Raw genomic sequence first — 18,609 nt, 5'->3', positions numbered from 1 at the left:
AAAAACGGAGTTCGCATTTTACTCCAGCCTATTAGAAACGCAGATTGCCCCCGATCAAATCCTTGGTCATTGGATCAAAAAACATTGTAATCGGTCCCAGTAGGCCGTTCATTTCCGTATCAAGTTGAACGGATACAACAACATCTAACTTTCTGTCATCCATCCAATAGCCAACGTTTTTTCCAGACTCTAGGATCACTTTGGCTTTCTCTTTCGGCGTGGTTAAAGTGCTTCTTTCCTTGTCTGAGATTTGGGCCCAAGCTAGATTCCGAAACTCATCTTCATTTTTAAGTTTGTCATAATGGAAGACATAATAGTACCAGCCGCCGCCCAGATTCTTATAGTCATTCACATAGCTGAATTTCGAAGGATCGCCTTTGGCCATCTCTGGTAGGCTGAGGTAGGTTATGCCTTGTTGATACAAGTTGTCTTCAGCACCAAACAAAAAGTCAATACTTTTACTAGGGGCATCATTTAAGGAGGATATCCTCTTTACAATACCTTCTCGAAACAATGTTTGAGCGATTTGTTGAATTTCAGGGTCCTGGATGTTCTCGATGGAATAATCTTGTTGAAGTATGACAGGCCGAGTCTGGAACACTTTTTCATTCTCTAACAGATAATGGCCTAGAATATCAAAATCTTCACGACGGTTTTCAAAATATTCAATAACCCCAGTCTCTGGACGCTTCAACACTTCGCTAACGTTCAAGGGAATAATGAAATCACTTGCCCTAACATGCTCAGTTCCCTTGCTTTTCAAGCCAGCACATCCGCATACCGCCAATGCCAAACAAATTACAACTGAAATGAATTTCATCGGCCAAAGATTCATAATGCGGCCCCCCATTAAGACAAGAGTTGTGAATTCATGTCACGAAATGGCTTCTAGGTGGTGTTGTATAGGTATATAGGAAAGGAGCTAGAATTGTAGAGATGATAAGTTATAAAGGACGTCAGAGACACAAGGTGAAGTGACCCTCAGTATATCCAATGTTGTTTTTGACGGGGACAACCTTGTCATGAAGATCAGTCAGATTTTCTGTGAGAAGCTTGTGCCTGGAGGTCACGCCAGTGCATAATTCATACGACTTGTAGCATTAGCCTGAAATGCAGAATGAGAGTCTAGACTGTTTTTCTTAAAATTATTTCAATGATTTCTTCAGTTTCTCTATGGTCAGTATCTATGTGTTCTTGAAATCTACTCTCATTAAATGTAGCTACACTTGCTTTTGTATGCTGCTGGTACCAGACATCATAAGTGTTCCCGCGTTTTTCAATACGTTTTTTAATTGTGTTTTCGGATGCTAAGAGACAAAAATGAAAAACTTCTCGATCCATACTTTTAAAACCGTTGTAAATGTATTCGAAATTCACAGCTTTGTATATTGTCATAGGAACAATAAGATGTTTCTTGTACTTCTTCAATAATTCTTGAGCTGTCTTTACAGCAAGTATTCTCCATAATTCTATATCCTGAAAATCATCAGTTAGTTCCTCTTCATCTTCTGTAATGATCTTTCTTAACATATATCCAACTTCCTCAGGATCATAAATCATGCTATTTGGAATTAAGGGTTGCAGCATTTGAGCAGTCGTAGTCTTACCAGAGCCAAACGCTCCGTTAATCATAATAATCAAGTGATCACTCCTGGATTCATAAATAAGTTGATTATTTACTCCTCAACCTCAAATATCGAATCAATAATGATGGGAAGATTGTCTCTAACCGAAACAGCTCCAAAGACTGAACGGGCATGGATACCTTTTTCTCCGAAAACATCCAGCATCAGATCAGAACAGCCATTCAGCACTTTATGATGCTCTTCAAAACTGGCGACCGCATTAACAAAGCCCTGAATTTTAACCACTCGTTTCACTTTATCCAGTGTATCTAAAACTGTTTGTAGTACGGCCAAAATTTCAATCCCCGTTTGTCGTGCAAACTCATAACCTTCTGCGGTGGTATACTCCTGACCTAACTTACCTTTAGGCGTACCAGCAGGCCCCTTGCCTGAAACGAACAACAACCCGTTCACTTTTACGTAATTTGCGTATTTGGCTGCCGGTTCGCTTGCATGGGGGAGAACGATTCCTAATGTTGCTAATCTACTAGCCACTGTTTGATCAGCCATTTTTCAATCTCCTCACTCATTAGATTTGGAAAAATTAAAGTGAATTTTAACGCTTTCATGGCATCCTATCCTCTACGTTTTTCAGCCTATCTTATCGCAGAGAACACCGAATCAGGTTCTACCACCGCTTAACCCAAACGGGCTCCAGGCTCGAGTAACCCATGGCTTGCAGCAGCTCCCAAGCATTCTCTATCGTATGCTGCTTTCCTGTGAGCCACAACTCAGGTTTTTCCCGTTGTATGTAAAGAATAAGCTCGGAAATATGTCTCGGTTTGCCTAGATGAATGGTGGTTTGGGAGTTGTTTTTGTATGCTGAAATATCATAAAACTCCCAGGAGGTGTGACGATCCTCTTCAGGTGGAGTGACTGCGAAAATGAGCGTGATTTTTGTGGTTTTATCTTCCTTGGGTGAAATATTTAACGTGAGGCGGGAACCACCCACATGCCAGTATACAAAAGGCCGGTCTTGGACGGTTAGTTGTCTGATCTGAGTTTTTACCGTAGGACAATCCTCCTCATCATATCATTGTTGTATTTTAACATATTAAGGAATCACCGTCGTCCCAATCCCATTAGTAAATAGGGTATCTATCAGCTTGACCAATTCTTCCGACGACAGATCTTTGTCATTCCGTATCCACAGGCGAAACATCGACATTAGTGTGGATATGTAAAACTCAATGATATAGGGTGCTAAAGCTTCATTTGCCGGAAGGTCGACAATTAATCGCTCAAAAGGAATTTCTCTTTTCAGACGTTCAATAAAACGAACAGAACCATAGTCGCCCAAGAGGGCTTTCAGGATTGAAATTTCCTCTGCATTCTCCAGGCATTGAAGAGCATCTTGGAAGGTATGTGTGGAGAACTCTCTGCTTGCCATTTCCTCTTTAATGGATCTAAAAACACGCTCTTCCACGTAATCCAACAACTCATAGATATCCGTAAAATATTGATAAAAGGTACTGCGGTTATATCCTGATCGCTTTGCGATCTCTTGGATGGTTATTTTTTCAATGGGTTTCTGGCTATATAAATCGCAGAATACATTGATGAAGGTTTGTCTTGTTTTATCCGTAATTTCAGGTTGCTTATTCATTATTGGCCTCCAGTTTCTGTACACCGATTACACGACAGATTTTAAAAATCTGATGGTTGATGGTCCTATAGCGCTTCTATACAATAAATTATACAACACGTTGTTGGATAATCAACAAGGATTAATATATAGGCTCAGGAGGCTAATATGAGAATTTTATTTTTCGGCAGAGGTGTCATATCGGTCCAGTATGCTTGGGCGATGGAACAGGCAGGGCATACCGTGGAATTTTACGTTAGAGAAGGGAGGAAAGAAACTTTTGGAAGCAGCATTAAGCTTGAAATGTGGGACGCACGAAAGGGGAAGCAGCTCATAAAAGAAAGCTGGAACGTTACATTGCATGAGAAAATCAGTCCCGGTTATGACCTCATTATTGTGAGTGTCAACACGGAACAGCTTCCGGCAGCAGCACAATTATTATCGGCAGTTGCCGGGAGCACGCCTATCCTCATCTTCAATAACCTTTGGCAGGATTTGAAATCATCGATCCCGCCCCTGTCTATGAACAATGTGGTCTTTGGATTCCCGGGAGGCGGCGGTGGCATTGAGGACAACAGGCTTAGAGGCGGCTTTTTAAAAATGCTGTTTCTGGAGCAGCCACGGGCAGGCACTGAAGCTATTAACAACAAGGTCAAAGTGCTATTGGAAAGTGCCCATTTTAAAATTCGTTGGATCAAGGATATGCAGAACTGGCTCTGGAATCACTTCGCCATGAATGCGGCAATGGAAGCCGAGGTGTTGAGACTGGGAAGTTTTGCGGCAGTCTTGGATCATAGCGACTCCTTCGCAAATGTTGGCAGGAGTATGAGGGAGATGATTCCGGTAATAAAAGCCAGAGGCGGAAAAGCTGATGCGACTTCTCTGCTGCTGACTAAGATCCCGCCGGCACTTCTCGGCACGCTGTTTAACAAGGTGATTTTTGCGAAGGGCAGCTTGGCGCGCCTTTTCATGGAATACAACAATAGTAAAGCAGGCTTTGCGATACATGAAGTTGTGCGGGAAGCGAAAAAGTTAGGTATAGCTTTGCCTCGGCTTGCTGCGGCTTTGGAAAATGCTAGGCAAAACATAGCAGAAGTATCCGGATAGGAAGGGTTTAAGCTATTTTTCGAAACAGAGTAATTCTGAGTTCAATCCACGCACTCTACACACGTAGAGTGCGACTGCATCCAAATTAACAAATACATAAACACAAAACACTGCAAATAAGCCGGACCGCATACTTATGAATGCAGGCCGGCTATCTCTGTTACTTTAACTTGACTAGGGCCTCGGTATGGTGCTCTCTCTCGCTCTCCCAAGTGGACTCAGAGGGCCTTATTTCGCGAAAAATCCAACTTTCCCAGCATTCGCGGACTACAGGGCTGTTATTGATGGATATGCCGCCTGAAAACGCCTCACAGGGAGACAATAAGCGCACCACAGTCCGCAAACCGGTAAAGAAGTAACCATTCTTTGAAAATAACGTTCCTCAGGTCCGCGAAGGAGCATGGAGCAGCAGAGTTGGGTAACCAGACGGGTTCGCTCCCTCAACAAGCGTATTTCTCAGGAGCCTTACGCCGCCGCCCCTCCAATCCCCCACGAAGCGCCTCATTCCGCCCCCGCTCCCCCATCAAGCATTCATCAACACCTGAATGCGCTCCACATCCTGGCTGAATTTCTTCGCAAGGCGGGCTTTGCCGAGGTTGGACTTCACGATCTTCTGCATCCGCTTGTCATCCGTTACTGCGAACTTGGCGAGCATGCGGAAGCCTTGCTCGGGGGCGCGTTCCACGAAGACGCTAAGTGCGTACTCCAGACCTTTGGAGAGAACGCGGAATGCTTCCGCGCCGTAGCGGGTCTGTCCGGCGGCAATCTGGTCCAGGATCTCCTCGGACAGCTCCAGCGCATACAGGACATTGGCCTGCTCCTTCAGCATCGGCGGGTGGGCCAGGGCGGCAACGAAGGCCCGCTGCTCCAGCGCGTTAGCCGTGCCTTTCATGCCATCGAACAAGGTTCGGAGCGCGCCGAAGTCCTGCTCCCCGATGCGCTGCAGCGCCATCGCTGCCGCCTCGCGCATCCGCCAGCGGGCATCATTCATCGCCGCCCGGCAGCGCTCCAGAATGGTCTCCTGGCGGGCAGGCTCCGCATAGCGGTAATAGCTGCCCATCGCCTGGAGCGCGCAGAACGGCAGGAACTCGCGGGGATCATCCGTCGGCGCTTCCGCCTCCGTCTTGCCGGTCCACTCCACAAGCAGCTCCCAGGCTTCGCTGGCCACCCAGTCCGATGCGAAAGCATCCGCGAAGGTGGAAGCCGCGCCCAGATTCGCCCGGGGTCCCGGCAGGTTCGACTCGCCCATGAGACGCTGCTCCAGTTCCCCGAACCTCCCGGCCTCCTGAAGATCCTCATAGAAGACGTTTTTGGTTACTTTACTATTCATCTCAGTACCCCTCCATCATTTTGGAAAAGCCATCTTGATCTGCTCCTCGCAGAACTCCTTACATACATTGTTGCCCCAGAACAACCCGTGGAAACGTGTGAGCACAATCGTATCCTCGCGGATCTCCACCAGCCCTTCCTTCACGAACTTGTCGAACAGCTCCGGGAAATGCTCCTCCGGGAAGACGCCGAATTTGCGGCGGAACTGCTGGCGGTCAATCGCTGTACGGCGCAGGCCCATCGCCAGGAACTGGTTGGGCAGATCCTCTGCCTTCACTTCGTAGCCTAAAGCAATGGGCAGGTCGCCGGATGTAATCTTTTTCACATATTCAGGGAGTGATTTCACATTCTGGTAGGCATACCCGCCCACGTCGCCGAACGCCCCCAGTCCGACAGAGAGCAAGTCCAGGTAATCGTCAAAATGCTTGCGGCTATACACATGATGGCCTCCCGGCCGGACGAAATCATAAGTCGATTCCACCGAATAGCCCTGCGACTCCAGATAACGGCAAGCCTCTATATACATCTGCTGCTCCAGCTCAAGTCCGCCGCAGGCCGGAAGCTCGCCGCTGGCAATGCGCTTCGCCAGACCGAAGCCGGGAATAATCTTCAGCGGAAACAGCGTGACATGACCGATATCCAGCTCCACTACCTTCGCCAGATCCTCAAGCCATTCCTGCATCGTCTGGCCCGGCAGATTGTACATCAGGTCCAGGCTGACGTTCGCGATGCCCGCCTCTCTGGAATCCTGAATCGCCCGCCGGGAATCCTCCCCGGTCTGAAGCAGCCCAAGACGTCTGCCCAGCTCATCGTTGAACGTCTGCACCCCGAGACTGATCCGGTTCACCCCAAGCGCCTGAAGCAGCTTCAGCTTGGCAGCGGTGAACGAGGCGGGATTGCCCTCGAATGTGATCTCTTCGATATTATGCATAGGAAGTGTAGCCTGTAGCTGCTCGAATAATGCGGTAATCTCTTCCTCGTCCAGCACGCTTGGCGTCCCGCCGCCGATATATAGCGCCTCCACTGAGCAATTGCGGATCTGCGGCGTCATCCCGTACATCTCCAGCTCGCGGAACAGTGCAGCCAGATAATCCTTGCGGGCTCCCTGCTCGTTGAACGCCTTAGGGTACGGGCAGAACGGGCAGATCGAGTCACAGAAGGGAATATGTACATAGACCAGCTTGGAGCTTGCCGCGGCTTGATTCAAGTTCATGAGTGACGGCAGCCGTTTGCTGTCCTCTGGCGACACCGGTGTGTTCCCCATCGGATAGTGCCCTATCCCGATCTCCCGGAACGGGTACACAGGCTTGTTCATTCTATCAAGTCCTTCCTCCAATTGAATTCATAAGCATATCTTTATAGATGTGGCGTGATGCGGACAGAGCATCGGTGAGCAGGTCAGCGCTGTAGTCCTTGGACTGGTAGTAGGCTGGAGCAAGCAAGTTATCCTCAGCCCGGATCACCTGCTCCTGTAGAGCGATATGGTAGAGTGCAGTGTGAGGATAGACACGAATGCCTTGGCTGGCCAGAATATACACAGGGTTCATCTGATTGACCACCTGGACCGTCTCTTGCACCGTCTCCGCATCCTCTCCCGGCCCGCCGAACAGCAGCGATACCGAATAGGGGAGCTGATAGTGTTCCAGCAGGTGTCCCAGCTCAACAAGCTGCTCCGTGGTGAATTGCTTGCCCATCCGCCGGAGCATCTGCCGTGAACCCGAGTCGGCCCCGATGTCCACGAAGCGGCAGCCGTTCTCCTTCAGCGAGCGGATCAATTCCTCCGTAACTTGAGCCGGGGTCAAGGCGCAGCTCCATTCCAGTGAGGGGCTTGTGCAGCCGATCAGCCGGCAGAACTCCACCGTCTCCTCCACCTCATGATTGAACACACCGTCTACAAAAGTAATATTATGCACCTGATAGTCATTCTCCAGGATCTTCATATCTTCACTGAACTGCTCCGCAGGAATCCGGCAGGCACCGGCATTCATGTAGCCCTCCGAGCAATAGATGCAGTGCCGGCTGCAGCCTCTGGAGGCCTGGTAGCCCATCGAGGCTTTTTTGATGCGGGGGTTCGGGATAAAATACTGCGGAGCGAACAGCGGCTTCGGCGGAATACGGCTGTACACCGGATGATAGGCGGGATCTGCATTACGTACCGTGCCTGCCTCCGGGGCTTGCCCCCGCTCGATCTCTCGGGCCAGCCGCACCGCTTCCGCTTCGCCCCCGCTCCCCTTGATGCCGTAATCCGCCCCCAGCTCCTTCACCAGTTCGCCCGGCATTACCAGCATTGCAGCCCCGCCAAGCAGTACCTTGGCTGAACTGCAGGCACGGCATACCTGCATGACTTGCTGTAAGAAAGAGAGATAGCTCTCCGGCTGCTGGATCACCTGATTATCGATGTTGCGCACCGAGAGGCAGATCAGATCCGCTCCGGTGACCCGCAGCTCCTCGCGGAGCGCCTCCAGCGGCTCAGCCACAAAAGCCAGATCCAGAAAGCGTGCCTTAAATCCGGCAGCCGTGAGGGCCGAGTAGACCATCCCCGCCCCGACAGGCAGGACCGGCAGCGGCTTCAGCAGCGTATTCGTAGACACCACCAGTATTCTCATGCTTCACTCCACCCGCTCTTCCTCATTCAAATGAACATCCAGTCCGGGTTGCGCTCCCGGTACGGCGCACAGATACTGTTCGCCTGCTCCAGGCTCAGCTGCGGGGACATGAAGAATTTCGGATGAAGCAGCTCATCCGGCTCCGGCGAACCTGCATAGCTGTACATATCGGTGGACGGCAGAATACGGATGCCGAACAAGCCGAAGATGCGCTGCACCGCAAGCTCCTCCATCAGCTCCAGCGTCTCGTGCAGGGTCTCCGCCGTCTCCTCCGGCCCCCCGATCAGCAGGCAGAAGCTGAAGTCCAGCGCCTGATCGCGGCAGAGCTGGACCACCGACCGGATCTCGGCCTGCCGGAAGTTTTTCTTGAACGACCTGAGACAGATATCGCTGCCTGAATCAATGCCGAACTCCACCTCCGTACACCCGGCCTGCTTAAGCAGCCCGGCGAATTCTGCCGTAAAGAACCGCGGATTCAGAAAGCAGCCCCAGGATAACGGAAGTGTCCGCCCGATCAGCTCCCGGCAGATTTCTTCGGCATGCTCCAGGGGATAGTTGAACACACTGTCCACGAAATCAAATGAGCCGATGTCATACTGCACCACCATCTGCTCAATCTCATCAGCCACCCCCTTAGGCGACCGCAGACGGACGGCCCGGCCCTCCAGTGACGGGTAAGCACAATAGGTACAGCTTAGCGCACAGCCCCTTTTGGTCAATACATTATGACGGACCCTACGCTCCACATCATAGCTGTGCAGAAACCCGCTGCGGCTGGGAAAATACTCCTGATCCAGCTGTTCAGGCGCATACGGCGACCAGTAATTCCATTCCCCGGCCCTTGTCCTGAACATGAGCCCGCTTACTGCGGATGGCACCTGCCCCGCTTCCAGCTGGCTAAGCAGCTCCACGATACTGTCACAGCCGTCACCGACAATGCCGTAATCGGCTCCCGTCTCCTGCAGCCACTGCCGGGGCAGGAGCGAGAAGCCCGCCCCGCCCAGAATGATTCCGGTCCTGCTATTCCATTCCCGCACCCAATCCACCATCAAGCAGACCTGATCCACGAAGCTCCGGGGATACTGCATGCAGCAATTATCCAGGTTACGGATCGACAAGCCGATGTAATCGGGCGCATAGGCGTTAAGGTAATTCGTAACGGCCTCCCGGGTGTACTCCAGCTGAGTCATATCCAGCATGCCTGCCTCCCAGCCGGAAGCGACAAGACTGGCGTGAATATAGCTAAGACCCAGCGGGAATACAGGGGGCCGCTTCTCCGTATTCGCCGAGATCAGCAGCACTCTGCCCATGCTCACTCCCCCTTAAGAAAAGTGAGCGCGGCAGCAGCTACGTCTTCGCCCGCCTCAAGAAACATAAAGTGTCCAGCGCCTGGAACCGAATGCATCCGGGAGTCCGGCAAATACCGGTTCAGCTCCAAGGCCTTGTGCAGCGGCGTAATCCGGTCCGCCTCCCCGGTAATAATCAGCGATCTCTGCCGGATGCCCTGAAGGATCGGCCGGAGATCGGGATGCTTGATCTGAATCATCAGACGGTGGGTCGCGGCAGGCAGCCGGGACCAGCCCTCCAGAATCTGATGCTGAACCTCCTCATGGCCCTCGGTGAAAAAATACGGAACCGCCGCCGCATTCGTCTGCCGCACAGCATCCGGCGTGATCTCTTCCCCATGCTCCGGCCGCTTGAACGGAACCGCGAAGGTGGCGGCGGCCCCCATCAGCACCAGCTTCTTCACCCGGTCCGGCTCACGCGCAGAGAGCAGGAGCGCAAGCGTGCTGCCCAGGGAATGCCCGATGATCGAGACCTGCTTCAGCCCTTGCTCATCCAACAGCCTGAGAATATCATCAACCATGTCCTCCAGGGTGAAGGCCGGACCGGCGTATTCCGATTGGCCGTGTCCGCGCAGGTCCGCGCGGATCACCTGGTAATGAGGCTCCAGTGCCCGGGCCAGGTCCCCGAAGACGAGCGAAGAGTCCCGGTTGCCGTGCAGACACAGCACGGCCTCCCCGGCGCCCTGCCGGCTATAAAATAAAGGTATCCCCTTAGTCTTCAGCATGTAGTGTGTATCCTCCCTTGAACTTCCTGGCCGGGCCGCTCATACGACAGCTTCCTCCAGATAGTCCACGACCCGGTCTATATCCCGGCCGTCTGCTTCATCGACTGCAAACAACCGCCACTCCCCGGGGCTTCTGCCTACCAGAATAGCCGGCTGTCCAGGCGCCAGGGTGCAGCGTGAGGCCAGCTTATCCTCCCAGTCATAGTAGAGCATGAAGCCGGGAACGGTCTGGCTCGTCTTCTCCTTCACGAATTCATGCGTGATGAAGTGGGGCAGCTGCCCCACTCTTGCAATCAGCGCACAATCTGCGCTCCCGCCGAACTGCTGCTCCAGCTGTTCCAGCAGCGGCCCGCAGCGGAGGCTGGCCTGCTGATCGCCGATAACGAAGATGCGCGGCTGAATCGAAGCCAGTTCACCGAGCGTAACCTCCTCATCCCGGACGTCCTGCACAGTGAAGGGAGACCAGACTTCAGCCTGCACCCCGCGTTCCTGGCTCGGCTCCATAGGGTCCTGGCTCGGCTTCATAGCATCCTGCCCCCCGCTTCCCTGCTCTCGCCCTGCCCCCGACTGCCCGGGAAGGTCGAAGTAAGAGAAGCCCAAGGAGGAGGCTACCCGCATCCCGACCGCCCGGGCCATCATCTTCGCCTCTTCCGCTTCTTCAATCGGCTTGCTCCAGGAGCGCTTGCGGATGCCCGGCTGGCCGTCATATTCAATCAGGCTGATACCCGCGCTGGCAATCATCGACAGCTTGATCGCCGTGAAGCAGGGCATCAGCGAGGCCAGCGCCCATTCATGCCCCGGTCCCGCTGCGACAACAATCTGTCCGGCGACCTTGCCCTTGAACGCTTTGCCCTTCACTCCGGCTACCCGGTCGTAATTGTAGTACTCGAAGTCCAGATCCTCGTCGCTGCACGGCTCGCAGCGGTCGATCCAGTTCTTCCAGACGGCTGGAAGCGAGAGCGCATAGACCGGGGAGGCGAAGACGAACCCGTCCGCCTCCTTCAGCTTGTCGTACAGCTCCGTCAACTGGTCCTCCGGGTCCTTCAGCAGGTGGCAGTGCTTGCCGTTCATGCAGTTGCCGCAGCCGTCACAGGGCAGAATGTTGTAATCATTCAGCCGCAGCAGCTCCGTCTGCACCCCCTGCTCCGCTGCGGCTTCAAGCGCAACGGAGAGCAGATATTCGCTGGAGCTGTGATGCTTCTTCATGGACCCGGCAAGCCCGATGATCTTCTTCATCCGGCTGCCTCCTCTAAGTCCAGCTCAGCCGTATCGAAGCCCAGTGCCCGCAGATCACTAAGCGCGAACATCCGGAAGTCTGCCGGGGTACACAGTACATTGGCCTTGGCGACATCCTGCCGTAAGACCTGGGCACTTCCCCGGGCAGCCGCCAGCTCCTCGGCCTTCTTCCGGATCTCAGGCCCGGCCATATCACGGATGAACTCAGGCTTGCGCCCAATGACTGCGCCCAGAAGACTCTCGCCCTCCGCGCTCCAGACTGCCTTCACCCCGGCCGCTGACTCGAAGAAGCTTCCCGAAGCGAGCGCCGCGAACAGCTGCTCGAATTCCTTCAGCGCTTCATCTCCGGGCTTCGCCATGGATACGGTCCGGCTGGCCCATTCGGCACAGTAGCCGCACTTGTCACAGTCCATCCGGTCGCAGCGCTTCGAGCGGAAGCCCTCCAGGAAGCCTTCCATACTCTTGTTGTCGATGCTGGCCTGGAAGCTGAACAGCAGGCGGTAGACCTGTCTCATTTTGTCGGACGGTGCGAAATCCTCCTTGATGTTCTTCGAGAAGTTCGGCATTTCGAAATCGGCTTCGGCCATCCGCGAATTAAGCAGGCTAAGCAGGTTCCCCTCATACTTCCGCTCGGAGTAGGACTGCGCAGTCGCGGCAATCTTCTCCGTGGTCTTCATCCGCTCGGTCAGCTTGAACTTGTGGTAGCCCAGCTCTTCATAGATATACATGTCCTCCGGGCGAATCCACTGCGACTTCAGCAGCTCCTCCGGGTGCTGGAGCTTACGCTCCGTACAGCGCAGCATATAGTAATCCAGCGCGAAGCCGTCCGTCACATGGTTACACTGCGAGGCATGGCTCTGAAAGTTCGCATGATTCTGGCGCATCGGGCAATCCAGCATACAGTCATTGGTCGCAATGAGCTGATAGTCGAGGCGGGTATTCTTGCTCAGGCTCTCCAGGAAGGCGAAGTCACGGTTCCGGCTCTCGGGCAGGGTAATCTCGCTGACGCCTTTTTCCTCGAAATACCGGGCTTGTCTGAGCGTATTCACATTAGCAAAGGTAGACAGACTGATCTTCACATCCGGCAGCGCGGTGCGCACCATATCAATCAGCATCGGGAGCGATACCGTCACATATTCCGGCTGCAGCGTGCCGATCCATTCCAGCAGCTCGCGCAGGCGGTAATGGAAATCCTTCGTGGTCTCCAGGTTATCCAGGCAGGTAGCGTTCAGCAGATAATTGAACTTGAACCCGTAGGCATGCAGCAGCTTCACATGCTCCTCCACCCTCGCCCGGTCTATGGTTGGCAGTGCAAAGGTTGGTCTTCCGCCGCCCACCAGATCAGAGGACAGCTTGCCATAGAAAACATCCACATGCGAATCCTTCAGCAGGATAGGCAACCGGTCATCAAAGTTGGTGCCAACAGACAGCTTCATCCCTTCAGCTCCTCTCCGGCAGCCTCAGCCGGCTTTTGTCCGCGTGCCAGCTTCACACGGCTCTCGAAGGTCTGCTGGTTCGCTTCCGAGAAGAATTCCTTGCAGACGTTGTTGCCCCAGACAATACCTCTCGCCGACAGGCGGATCTCATGCTCATCCGTTTCCAGCAGGCCTTTGGCTACCAGCTCATCGATCGTCGTACCGAAGACCTCCTCCGGCTGGAATCCGAACATGCCGGTGAAATCCTTCCGCTTCACGGACAGCATCCGCAGGCCCTTGGCCATCATGCCGTGCATCGCTTCCAGATCATCCGCCTGGCTGGCGATGAAGACGGACAGGAACTGCTGCTGGAGCCGGTCACTGTACTCCTGGATATCTCCCTGGTTGATATACATCAGCTTATTGACATAACCGAAGGCGGCCGGGCCGTGCGCGAACAGATCCTTCTGCTGGGTATAGTACAAGAGGACATGCCGGTCCTCGAAGCCCGGCTTGGCGAAATCCCACACGCTGTACTGGACATAACCCTCTTCCTGCAGCAGCCGCTTGGCTTCCAGGTACATATCCACTTCCAGCTCGACACTGCCGGTAGGGGGAATCTTGCCTTCCTTGATCATTTTGAACAGTGCTGTGAAGGGTACTACACACAGAGAGAATACCGTGATATGGTCGATGCCGAGCCGCACCGCTGTTCGCACATCCTCCAGCCACTCCTCCATGGTCTGCTCAGGCAGGTTATACATCAGATCAATCCCGATGTTCTCGAAGCCCGCCTCCTTCGCTTCCTCCAGCACCTCGAAGGCCCGCCGGGAATCATGGCTCATCCGCAGATGATGCCCCATCTTGTCATTGAAGGTCTGGATGCCGATGCTGATCCGGTTCGCCCCCTGGGCGCGGATGGCCTGCATTTTCTCCAGCGTCAAGGTTGCCGGACTGCCCTCGAAAGAGATCTGCGCATCCGGCGTCACCCGGTAATTCGCCTGGACACTCTTTAGCATCTCCACCATCCGTTCAGCCGACAGAGCCGAAGGCGTTCCGCCCCCGAACGTCACTGCACTGATCGTGGACTGCGAACCATACGGGGAAGAGGCATAGATGCCGATTTCGGCCTTGACGGCCTCCATGTACTGCTCCACCTGCTTTTCCTGATAGGCCATCTTGTTGAAGGGGCAGAAGATGCAGACCGAGGCGCAGAAGGGAACATGGACATAGACTGCGCCAACATTATGCGCCGGCGGCTGGTCACCAAGGCCCATTGTTCCGTAAATATCAGCCGGGGTAACCTCGGTCACAGGATTGGGATAGTGGGACACACAGATAGGATCTCTATGGGGATAGACATTGTAGAAGGATTCACGGGTTGTGGTCTTAACTGCCATGATGAACACCCCGCTTGGCTTCCACAGCCGACAATGCCGCAGCAAGGCCCGAGGAGACCGCCTCAATCCCTGCCACCGGCAGACAATTCATCACGGTCTCTGTCACTTCCTCCGCGCTCGCACCCAGCTCATAAGCCTTCAGCGCATGCAACCGGATGCCGTAGGTAGAACGGTCTGTAACTACGCAAGCCAGCCGGATCAATTCCCGCACCTTAGGCTCAAGCGTCCCCGTATCCTCAATCGACTTGCACATGCTATCAAAAGCGGCCCCTACCTGCGGATTAACTCTCATCAACATATCGCTCATCAGCTATACCCTCCTTATGATTGAACCGATTGTACCGATTGCACCGGGCGTCCCTTAGCCAGCTTCATCCGGTGCTGCAGCCCGTAATCCGCATATTTCGCGGAGAAAAATTGCTTACTCACATTGTTGCCCCATATAATGCCGTCGTCTGTCAGCCGAATCCCTTCGGCATCCTGAATCAACAGCCCGTCCTGCACCAGACGCTGTATCGTCTCCGGGAACAGCTGCTCCGGCTCCTGCCCGAACATCTTCACGAACTCCGCACGGTTAACGGACAGCATCCGCAGTCCCTTAGCCATAGCCCCGTGCGCCAGCTCCCGCTCGTCCGCCTTCTCCCCGCAATTGACCGGCAGCAGCCCGTCCTGCACGCGGGTCATATATTCATTCAGATTGCCGCTGTTGATATACATGTAGCCGTTGATGATGCCAAAAGCAGCCGCGCCGATCCCGATCATATGCGCCTGCTCCGAGAAGTACAGGGTGGCGTGCCGGTCCGTCTTGCCCGGCTTGGCGAAATCAATGACGCTGTACTGCTCATACCCGGCTTCCAGCAGCATCTCCTTGGCGATGGTATACAGCTCGATCTCCCGGTAGACATCCCCGATCCCCGGAATCTTCCCTTCCGCTATACGCGAAGCAATCTGCGTATGCGGCACCACACAGAAGGAAATCACACAGATATGGTCAATCTCCTGCTCGATGGAGGTGAGAATATCCGCCCGCCATTGATCCAGCGTCTGACCCGGCAGATTGTACATCAGATCAATACCCACATTCTCAATGCCGCTGTTACGCGCATTCTTCACTAACGCGAACGAATCCTCGACACTGTGATACAGTCCCAGTATTCCGGCAAGCTCCTCCTGGAAGGTCTGCACCCCCACGCTGATCCGGTTAAGACCCTGCAAGGCCAGCGTCTCCAACTTGTCAGCGGTGAAGTTCCGGGGGTTGCCTTCAATGAAGATCATGGCCTCCTCTTCGACGCGGAAGGACTGCTTCATGTATTGCAGGAGTCCGGTCAGCTCCTCCGAGGACAGGCAGGAGGGTGTCCCGCCGCCCAGATTAATGGAGGAGACCGTAATACTGCTGCCGAACGGCGTAGCCGCATAGCTGTCCATCTCCTGCCGGACAGCGGCCAGGTAGCGGTCCACCTGATCCTGCCGCTTCAGATAACGGTTGAACGGGCAGAACGAGCAGGTCGCATCGCAAAAGGGAATATGCAGATACAGCGCCACCGGCGTATCCTTGGTATTCACCTGATCCAGCTCCATCAGCGACCGGACCTCAGGCTCTGTGTGCTGTGAGACAGGCACCGGATAATGCGAGACGCAGATCGAATCTCTCTCCTTGAACATTTCAACGTATGGCTTCGCATTATTCATATGGAGCGGTCTCCCTTCATTTGGATTGCAGCATCCGGCCTGCATATGGAGAATCTTCGGACGGCTCCACCGGGATGCGGCGGATTTCCATAGTCATCTGGTTGCGCATATCCGGGCAAGCCGAGTGTACAATATTGCCCTCCGGGTCCCACGGCAGCTTCGCATCCATGTTCAGCGCCAGCAGCATCGGGAAGACCGCATGAAAGGCCGTTCCGCAGAGATTGCCTGCGTTCAGCGGGGAGACCTTCATGATATCCCCTTCCTTATGTCCTGCCCGGCAATGCCCCTTAACACCCGTAACCTTAAGCTCAAATTCATAATTCATCCCTAATTCCTCCTCATATAATATGTGATTCGTTTCACTTGCAATGAAATGCGCTACTCGATAATCGCTACTGCCCGTACCCAGGCCGCACCGGCCTGCCTGATCTTGATCGGAAAGCAAGCCACCTTGAACCCGTACGGTACCGGAATCTGCTCCAGATTCGCCAGGCGCTCCATGTGGCAATACGTCTGTTCTCTGCCCCAGAAGTGAGCGGGGAACAGATAGGCGTTATCCCCGGTCCGCTTATAATCACTGATCATATGCTTGAACGGACGGTCGAACCCGTAGCTGTCGATGCCCATCAGCCTAATGCCTTGGCCGGTCAGGAATGCCGTAGCCTCCCTGCTCATGCCCGGGTAATCCGTGAGATACTTGGAGGTCCCCCAGTGCCGGTCCGCACCTGTACGGATCAGCACAATATCCAGCGGCTTCAGCTGGTAACCGATCCGCTCAAGCGCCTGCTCCACATCCTGCTTCTCAATCGCCCCTCCCGCCTGGATATGGGTGAAATCCAGCACCACCCCGTCGCCGAAGCACCACTCCAGCGGCACCTCATCAATGGATGCTGCCGGCGCTCCCTCACTCCTGGAGCCGAAGTGCAGGGGGGCATCGAAGTGGGTTCCGGTATGAGTGGACGCGGTGATCATCTCCATATTCAGGAACTCTTCGCCCGGGAAGTCCTTCCGGCTCCCGTCGAATTGGCGAGCGAAGCGGTCCGCCCCCTCCTGATGGCCGGTCTGCTCGAACCCATACGGGGCCAGCTCGCCCGGATTCTGCTCCATAGGCACACTTAAATCAATGAACTGAACTGCCATGTCCTCACCTACTTCATAATTCTGAGTGCGTTGCGTCCCAGGATGTTCTGGACATCCTCCCGCTTGATCTCCTTCACCCCCATCATCAGCTTCATGGGCAGCGGGATCACTACCTTCTGCATGTAATTCAGCACCTCGGCGATGTTCGGGGTAACCGTCCAGTCCGAGCCCCAGAGGATCTTGTGGCTGCCGCAGACCGAGATCATCTTGGCCAGCTCCATGCGGAACACCTTCGGATTATTGTGAATCAGGATATTGGCTACCGCCGTGATCGTCACATACATATTGTCGTGTCTGCCGACCATGTAATAGCACAGGTCATTCCAGGGATGGCCCATATGCTCCACAATCAGGGTCAGGTCGGGAAAATCCACAGCAACATCATCGAGCAGTATCGGGTAGTTATGCTTCATCCGAAAAATACTGCCCGGCGTAATCCCGGTATGCACGCTGACCGGAACGCCCAGCTCGCTGCACCGCTCATACAGCGGATACAGCAAATCCCGGTCATTCAGGACGAAGCCCCCGTAATCATTGGGGTTCAGCTTGAAGCCCTGCATGCCCAGCGTCTTAATGGCATAATCCAGCTCCGCCAGCGCCTCCTTCCCCTTATAGGGATTGACGCTGGCGAAGCCGCGCAGCTTGTCGGGGTGGGCGCGGACCGCCTCGGCGATTTTCTCATTGGACAGCACCTCATAGCCGTAGACATCCTCGAAGCTCAGCTGATGAACCCAGCTCATGGCGATCTGATTCTCGTCCATACAAGCAAGGTAATCCTCCAGCATATTGTTCTCGTCCACGAAGCCGTCTCCGCCAGCGCCCACCATCTTTTTCAGATATTGCAGGTCATCGAAGCCCTTCTGCTTCTTGTAATCCGGGACGGTCCCGGCCGCGGCCAGGCTAAGCTCCAGGCTCTTATTCTCCTTGACGGCGAAATGGGCATGGGTATCTACAATCACAAGATCACTCTTCACGTTTGTCTTCTCACCACTTTGCTTAGAATTGGTATTGCCTAGAAGGGAGGTCAGACCTCTCTGTGCCCGATCTCCGGCCTGGGGGCCAGCGGCGCTGTAGCGAAGACCAGCTCCAGCTCGCCCGGACCCTCATTGACTACCCGGTGCCGCTCACCCCTCCGCGCAATGAACAGGCTATTCTCCCGGATGGCATGCGGAATATCCTCAATGAACGCCGTTCCCCGGCCCCGGACGACGTAGACATTCTCTTCGCCGTAATCATGAAGATGCTCCTTGATCTCTTCTCCCGGCTGGAGCAGGACATGGCCCATGATCAGCTGGGTGGACCCGACTGTCGCCGGACTCGCCAGTACGCGCATCTGTCCTCCTCTGGAATGAACCACCGGCACTTCATCCATATGGACCACTGTTTTCGTGTAGACCTGGTTCATA

The 18,609-nt window shown here is 54.2% G+C and carries 19 protein-coding genes; 1 reads left to right on the top strand and 18 read right to left on the bottom strand.

The genetic code is table 11. The features are described 5' to 3' along the window. Window positions 1–31 precede the first annotated feature (31 nt). From NST69_RS04285 to NST69_RS04270, 4 genes are all read right to left on the bottom strand, one after another. Window positions 32–835, bottom strand: a complete 804-nt coding sequence (locus NST69_RS04285) for a hypothetical protein (protein WP_342548592.1) — start codon at window positions 833–835, stop codon at window positions 32–34. A 290-nt stretch (window positions 836–1,125) separates the two neighbouring features. Continuing rightward, window positions 1,126–1,632, bottom strand: a complete 507-nt coding sequence (locus tag NST69_RS04280; protein WP_342550078.1) for an AAA family ATPase — start codon at window positions 1,630–1,632, stop codon at window positions 1,126–1,128. A gap of 44 nt (window positions 1,633–1,676) precedes the next feature. Beyond that, a complete protein-coding gene (locus NST69_RS04275) occupies window positions 1,677–2,135 on the bottom strand; it encodes a RidA family protein (RefSeq protein WP_342548591.1) in 459 nt (152 codons plus the stop codon). Between the two features lie 544 nt (window positions 2,136–2,679). Next, entirely contained in the window at window positions 2,680–3,231 is a 552-nt protein-coding gene (locus tag NST69_RS04270) for a TetR/AcrR family transcriptional regulator (protein WP_339313030.1), read from the bottom strand. A 147-nt stretch (window positions 3,232–3,378) separates the two neighbouring features. On the opposite strand from NST69_RS04270, the gene NST69_RS04265 reads away from it, so the two are divergent. Then, window positions 3,379–4,317 (top strand): 2-dehydropantoate 2-reductase N-terminal domain-containing protein, encoded by a 939-nt coding sequence (locus NST69_RS04265; RefSeq protein WP_342548590.1) that lies wholly within the window; start codon window positions 3,379–3,381, stop codon window positions 4,315–4,317. 523 nt (window positions 4,318–4,840) lie between these two features. Here NST69_RS04265 and NST69_RS04260 read toward each other — a convergent pair. From NST69_RS04260 to NST69_RS04195, 14 genes are read right to left on the bottom strand one after another with little or no spacing between them, the layout of a single operon-like run. Then, on the bottom strand, window positions 4,841–5,647 hold the full coding sequence (locus NST69_RS04260; RefSeq protein WP_342548589.1) for a hypothetical protein: 807 nt from the start codon (window positions 5,645–5,647) through the stop codon (window positions 4,841–4,843). A 15-nt stretch (window positions 5,648–5,662) separates the two neighbouring features. Further along, window positions 5,663–6,961 (bottom strand): radical SAM family heme chaperone HemW, encoded by a 1,299-nt coding sequence (gene hemW / locus NST69_RS04255; RefSeq protein ID WP_342548588.1) that lies wholly within the window; start codon window positions 6,959–6,961, stop codon window positions 5,663–5,665. Between the two features lie 4 nt (window positions 6,962–6,965). Beyond that, window positions 6,966–8,252 (bottom strand): radical SAM protein, encoded by a 1,287-nt coding sequence (locus NST69_RS04250; protein ID WP_342548587.1) that lies wholly within the window; start codon window positions 8,250–8,252, stop codon window positions 6,966–6,968. 26 nt (window positions 8,253–8,278) lie between these two features. Then, window positions 8,279–9,562, bottom strand: coding sequence for a radical SAM protein (locus tag NST69_RS04245; protein WP_342548586.1), 1,284 nt, complete (start codon window positions 9,560–9,562; stop codon window positions 8,279–8,281). Window positions 9,563–9,564: 2 nt separating this feature from the next. Further along, entirely contained in the window at window positions 9,565–10,323 is a 759-nt protein-coding gene (locus NST69_RS04240) for an alpha/beta hydrolase (protein WP_036723297.1), read from the bottom strand. A gap of 39 nt (window positions 10,324–10,362) precedes the next feature. Next, window positions 10,363–11,559 (bottom strand): flavodoxin family protein, encoded by a 1,197-nt coding sequence (locus NST69_RS04235; RefSeq protein WP_342548585.1) that lies wholly within the window; start codon window positions 11,557–11,559, stop codon window positions 10,363–10,365. After that, the gene (locus NST69_RS04230) at window positions 11,556–12,995 is read right to left on the bottom strand and encodes a U32 family peptidase (protein ID WP_342548584.1); all 1,440 of its coding nucleotides are present in this window, start codon (window positions 12,993–12,995) and stop codon (window positions 11,556–11,558) included. Before NST69_RS04230 ends, NST69_RS04235 begins: the two co-directional genes overlap by 4 nt. Continuing rightward, window positions 12,992–14,374, bottom strand: coding sequence for a radical SAM family heme chaperone HemW (hemW, locus tag NST69_RS04225; RefSeq protein WP_342548583.1), 1,383 nt, complete (start codon window positions 14,372–14,374; stop codon window positions 12,992–12,994). The genes NST69_RS04230 and hemW (NST69_RS04225) overlap by 4 nt, the downstream gene beginning before the upstream one ends. Then, a complete protein-coding gene (locus NST69_RS04220) occupies window positions 14,364–14,681 on the bottom strand; it encodes a carboxymuconolactone decarboxylase family protein (protein WP_209878720.1) in 318 nt (105 codons plus the stop codon). The genes hemW (NST69_RS04225) and NST69_RS04220 overlap by 11 nt, the downstream gene beginning before the upstream one ends. 14 nt (window positions 14,682–14,695) lie before the next feature. After that, complete coding sequence (hemW, locus tag NST69_RS04215; RefSeq protein WP_342548582.1) at window positions 14,696–16,063, bottom strand: radical SAM family heme chaperone HemW; 1,368 nt, start codon at window positions 16,061–16,063, stop codon at window positions 14,696–14,698. 16 nt (window positions 16,064–16,079) lie between these two features. Beyond that, complete coding sequence (locus NST69_RS04210) at window positions 16,080–16,388, bottom strand: TIGR04076 family protein (protein WP_036723289.1); 309 nt, start codon at window positions 16,386–16,388, stop codon at window positions 16,080–16,082. Window positions 16,389–16,441: 53 nt separating this feature from the next. Continuing rightward, window positions 16,442–17,203 (bottom strand): cyclase family protein, encoded by a 762-nt coding sequence (locus tag NST69_RS04205; protein WP_342548581.1) that lies wholly within the window; start codon window positions 17,201–17,203, stop codon window positions 16,442–16,444. Window positions 17,204–17,211: 8 nt separating this feature from the next. After that, a complete protein-coding gene (locus NST69_RS04200; RefSeq protein WP_076079592.1) occupies window positions 17,212–18,177 on the bottom strand; it encodes an amidohydrolase family protein in 966 nt (321 codons plus the stop codon). Window positions 18,178–18,227: 50 nt separating this feature from the next. Next, window positions 18,228–18,608: a cupin domain-containing protein gene (locus tag NST69_RS04195; protein WP_036723287.1), complete on the bottom strand. Its 381-nt coding sequence runs from the start codon at window positions 18,606–18,608 to the stop codon at window positions 18,228–18,230. Between the last annotated feature and the right edge of the window lies 1 nt (window position 18,609).

The sequence above is a fragment of the Paenibacillus sp. FSL P2-0089 genome (genome assembly GCF_038595095.1).
In the GTDB taxonomy this organism is placed as follows: domain Bacteria; phylum Bacillota; class Bacilli; order Paenibacillales; family Paenibacillaceae; genus Paenibacillus_AQ; species Paenibacillus_AQ silagei.
The sequence above is the reverse complement of the archived record's forward strand: the minus strand, read 5'-3'. Positions and strand labels throughout refer to the sequence as shown.